3 protein-coding genes and 1 pseudogene are annotated in these 4097 nt (G+C 70.1%); 1 reads left to right on the plus strand and 3 read right to left on the minus strand.

The window, feature by feature from the left end; all coding sequences use genetic code 11:
* The 3 genes from G6024_RS08340 to trmB form a co-directional block, all read right to left on the minus strand.
* On the minus strand, positions 1-2165 hold a 2165-nt coding region (locus G6024_RS08340; RefSeq protein WP_159148473.1), incomplete at its 3' end, for an MMPL family transporter.
* Between the two features lie 10 nt (positions 2166-2175).
* Complete coding sequence (locus G6024_RS08345; RefSeq protein ID WP_096906650.1) at positions 2176-2850, minus strand: NYN domain-containing protein; 675 nt, start codon at positions 2848-2850, stop codon at positions 2176-2178.
* 46 nt (positions 2851-2896) lie between these two features.
* Entirely contained in the window at positions 2897-3691 is a 795-nt protein-coding gene (gene trmB, locus G6024_RS08350; RefSeq protein ID WP_159148474.1) for a tRNA (guanosine(46)-N7)-methyltransferase TrmB, read from the minus strand.
* Between the two features lie 146 nt (positions 3692-3837).
* Between trmB and G6024_RS08355 the strand changes: the two are divergent.
* Positions 3838-4097: pseudogene (locus G6024_RS08355) on the plus strand (hypothetical protein); the annotation flags it as partial.

The following is a 4097-nucleotide window of genomic DNA, read 5'->3' on the forward strand; positions in this document are numbered from 1 at the left end:
CCGGTGAGCAGCTCGGGCTCGTCGTCGATCTCCGCCTCGCCGAGGCCGATCCGTTCCTGGACGCGCTTCATCCACCCGGGCGCCCACCAGTTGTCGGTGCCGAGCATCTGCATGACCGCCGGCACGAGCAGCATGCGGATCACGGTGGCGTCGATGATGAGCGCGGCGATCATGCCGAACGCGATGTACTTCATCATCACGATCTCGGAGAACGCGAACGCGCCGGTCACCACGATGAGGATGAGCGCGGCCGAGGTGATGATCCGGCCGGTGTTGGCCACTCCGCTGCGGATGGCCTCCGTCGTCCGAGCGCCCCGCGAGCGTGCTTCGACCATCCGCGAGACCAGGAACACCTCGTAGTCCGTGGACAGCCCGTAGATGATCGCCATGAGCAGCACCACGACCGGCGAGGTGAGCGGGCCGGCCGTGAACCCGAGCAACCCGGACAGGTGCCCGTCGACGAAGATCCAGGTGAGGATGCCGAGGGTGGCACCGAGGCCGAGCAGGTTCATGATCGCGGCCTTGATCGGCAGCACCAGCGACCCGAACGCGAGGAACATGAGGAGCGTGGTCGCCAGTAGGACGTACAGCACGAACCACGGCAGACCGTCGACCAGGGCCTCGACCGAATCGCGCTCCATGGCCGGGTTGCCGCCGACGTACACCTCGGTGTCCGCGGGGATCGGGAAGGACTGCAGGTACTCGACGGTCTCGGCGGCGTCGTTCCGGTCGATCACGCCGGTCTGCAACACCACCACGTCGCGCCCCTGCGCGTCCTGCTCGCCCGAGCGGGCGAACTGGAACGGACCGGTCAGACCCGGCGCCTCGTTGGCCGCCGAGCGGATCTGCGACAGGGTCGCCCCGTCGGAGCCGATCACCACGAGCTTGACCGGGTCGGTGCGGGTGCCGGGGAAGTTCTCGTCGTACTGCTCCTGCGCGACGCGGGTGGTGTTGTCCGGCGGGAGGTAGGTCTCGTTGATGCCGCCGAACTTCACGCCGGAGAACGGGATAATGAGCGCGACCAGCACCACGACGACGGGGATGGCCACAGCCACCGGGCGCTTCATGGAGAAGTCGGCGACGCGACCGAACAGGCCGTTCTCCACCTGCTCGCGCGAGCGGTGACGCTGCAGTCGCTTGATGCCGAGCATGTCGATGCGGTGGCCGAGCAGCATCAGCACGGCCGGCAGGAGCGTCACCGACAGTGCGGCGGCGAGGATGACGGCGGCGATCGCGCCGTAGGCGACGGACTTGAGGAACGCCTGCGGGAAGATGAGCAGCCCGGACAGGGTCACGCCCACCATGACCGCGGAGAACACCACGGTCCGTCCGGCGGTGGCCACCGCCCGGCGCACCGCCGCGTCCGGTGGGTAGCCCTCGGCCATCTCCTCCCGGAACCGGCTCACGACGAACAGGCCGTAGTCGATCGCCAGGCCGAGGCCGATCAGAGTCACCACGTTCTGGGCGAAGGAGTTCACCGGGGTGACCAGCGACAGCAGGTGCAACGCCCCGAGCGAACCGAGGATCGTGAGCACGCCCACCGCGACCGGCATGAACGCGGCCACGACACCGCCGAACACCACGATCAGCAGCAGGAACACCAGCGGCAGCGCGATGATTTCGGCGCGGACCAGGTCGGCGTCCATCCCGTCCTGCAGCGCACCGGCGACCGCCTGCACACCCGCGACGTCGGTCTGGATGCCGTCGATGGCGATCCCGTCCTCGATCACCCGGAAGTTCTCGAGGATCTCCTCGTCCTCGCCGGCGATCTGGACGGAGGCCACGACGATGCCCTCGTCCCTGTTGACCAGGGCCGGGGACTGGTTGAACACGAAGCTGGTGACGCCGGTGACCTCGTCCGGGTGCTCGGTGCGGATCGACTCGAGCGAGGCGCGGATCGGGTCCTGGAAGGCGGGATCGTCGACCGAGGTGCCCTCGGGTGCGTGGTACGACACCACGACGTCGCCGAGCGCGTCGCGTCCGTACGCCTCCTGCTCGAGCCGTTCGGCGGTCGCCCACCCGCTGTCGGGGTCCTCGAACCCGCCCTGACCGAACGGGTTGCCGAACGCGGTTCCGGCGAGGCTGATGAACGCCATGACGAGAACCGAGCACACCAGGACCAGCACGCGGCGGTGGGCGACGAACCGCCCGAGTGAGTTGAACACCGGGGAACTCCTAGCGCGAGGTGAGCAGGGCCGTGAGCGGCCGCAGCGGCTGCAGCCAGGCACCCTCGTCGGGCAGGTTCTCGAGGCTGACCCGGGGCAGCGGCTCGCGGAACACACCGGGGATGTCCTCGAGGTCGAGGAACGTGATGGTGTCGTGCTGGACGGCCCAGGTGGCGTGCTCGCGGAACCCGATCACCGTGACCGGGATGTCGTGGGCGAGGTCCTCCAGCGGTTCGCGGAACGCCTGACCGTCGGCCGACGCCACCACCACGCCCGCGAGGCGGCCGGAGCCGGCCCGCAGGTCGATGTGCTGGAGCATGTCCTCGTCGACGTCGGAGTCGTCGCTGGTCTTGGGCTTGGCGAACACGGCGAAGCCGACGTTGCGCAGCGCCTCGACCCACGGCCGGACGTTGTCCGAGGTGCCCTGGACGATGTTGGTGAAGACCGTCGCCTCGGCCTCGAGGGTGTCCTCGGTCTGCAGGGACAGGTCGGCGGTGTACCCGAGCAGCCACCGGCCGAGCGCGTCGAAGCGCGGCCGGTAGATCGCGGTGGGGCGGCCACCCAGGATGGACCCCAGCCCCATGTCGACGTTGGGCGCGTCCCACACCAGGAGCACCACTCCCGGGGCGTCGGGCGTGACCACGTCCGTCGTGTCGTGGTTGCGCATCTCGTCAGGTGGGGTCATCGCGTCCGCCTCGGTCGTCGTCGTTCGGGGGCTGTGGAGAAGGGCGTCAGTTCGTACGACGCCAGAGGAATTCGTTGATCACTCGCTCCTCCTGCAGCCCCTTGCCCTCGAACTTCGTCACGGGTCTGTCAAGACTGAACGGTACGTGCCCGAGGTCGGTCGCGGGGTCCAGCCGTCTCAGCGCGGGCTCGGCGTCGCCGGTCTCGCCGATCCACTCGGCGTAGTCGGCGTGGTCCGTGGCCACGTGCAACACGCCGCCGGGCGCCAGGCGTGAGGCGATGAGCTCGAAGGTGCCGGACTGCAGCAGCCGCCGCTTGTGGTGGCGGGCCTTGGGCCAGGGGTCGGGGAAGAACACGCGGACCCCGGTCAGGCTCGCCGGCGCGATCATGTTGGTGAGCACGTCCACGCCGTCGCCGCGGATCATGCGCACGTTCTCGAGCCCCTCGCGCAGGACCATGCCCAGCAGCTGGGCCAGTCCGGGCTGGTAGACCTCCACGGCGATCACGTCGACGTCCGGCTCGGCGGCGGCCATCGCGGCGGTCGAGGTCCCGGTCCCGGACCCGATCTCCACGATCAACGGTGCGCGGCGCCCGAACATCTGCTCCGGGTCCACGATCTCGTCGGAGACGTTGCGCCCGTAGGTGGGCCAGTGTTCCTCCCAGTTGCGCTGCTGGCCCGGCCGCAGGGTTCCGCGCCGGAACCGGTAGGCCGTCACCCGGGGGAACAGGCGGGCGCTGTCGTCGGGAGTGGCACCGTCGTCCGGAGTGGCACCGTCGTCGGGAGTGACACCGTCGTCCGGGGTCCCGTCAGCCGCCGGGGCGGGGTTCTCGCTCTGGTTCACCCGGCCATCATCCCGTAATCCGTGGTCGGGTTACGAATCCGACCGACGTCCCCGCCCGTGCCGCGGGGCCGCTCGCCGCGCCGCGCGGGTGACCCTGCCTGGGGGAAGGTCTTGCCGCGGGCAGGTCCCCACGTCACGATTATCGCGTGCCGACCGTGACCCACGACACCGAGCCCCAGGCCCCGGTGCGACCCGAGAGCCCGGATCCCGCCGTGCGCGTCCGACGCCTGCTCTCCTCCGCCCGGGAACGCTCCGGACGGTCGGTCGACCCCGCCGTCGGCCCTGTCGTGTACGACCCTGGTGCGTACGGCCCGGTGGAGGAGGCCCTCGCGCGTTTCGACGCGCCCGTCGACATCCGGATCCGCGGCGGCCTGGGGTCGGGGCGCCGCACCCTGGCCGCGGCGCT

Source organism: Dietzia maris, from assembly GCF_014144855.1.
GTDB lineage: Bacteria > Actinomycetota > Actinomycetes > Mycobacteriales > Mycobacteriaceae > Dietzia > Dietzia kunjamensis.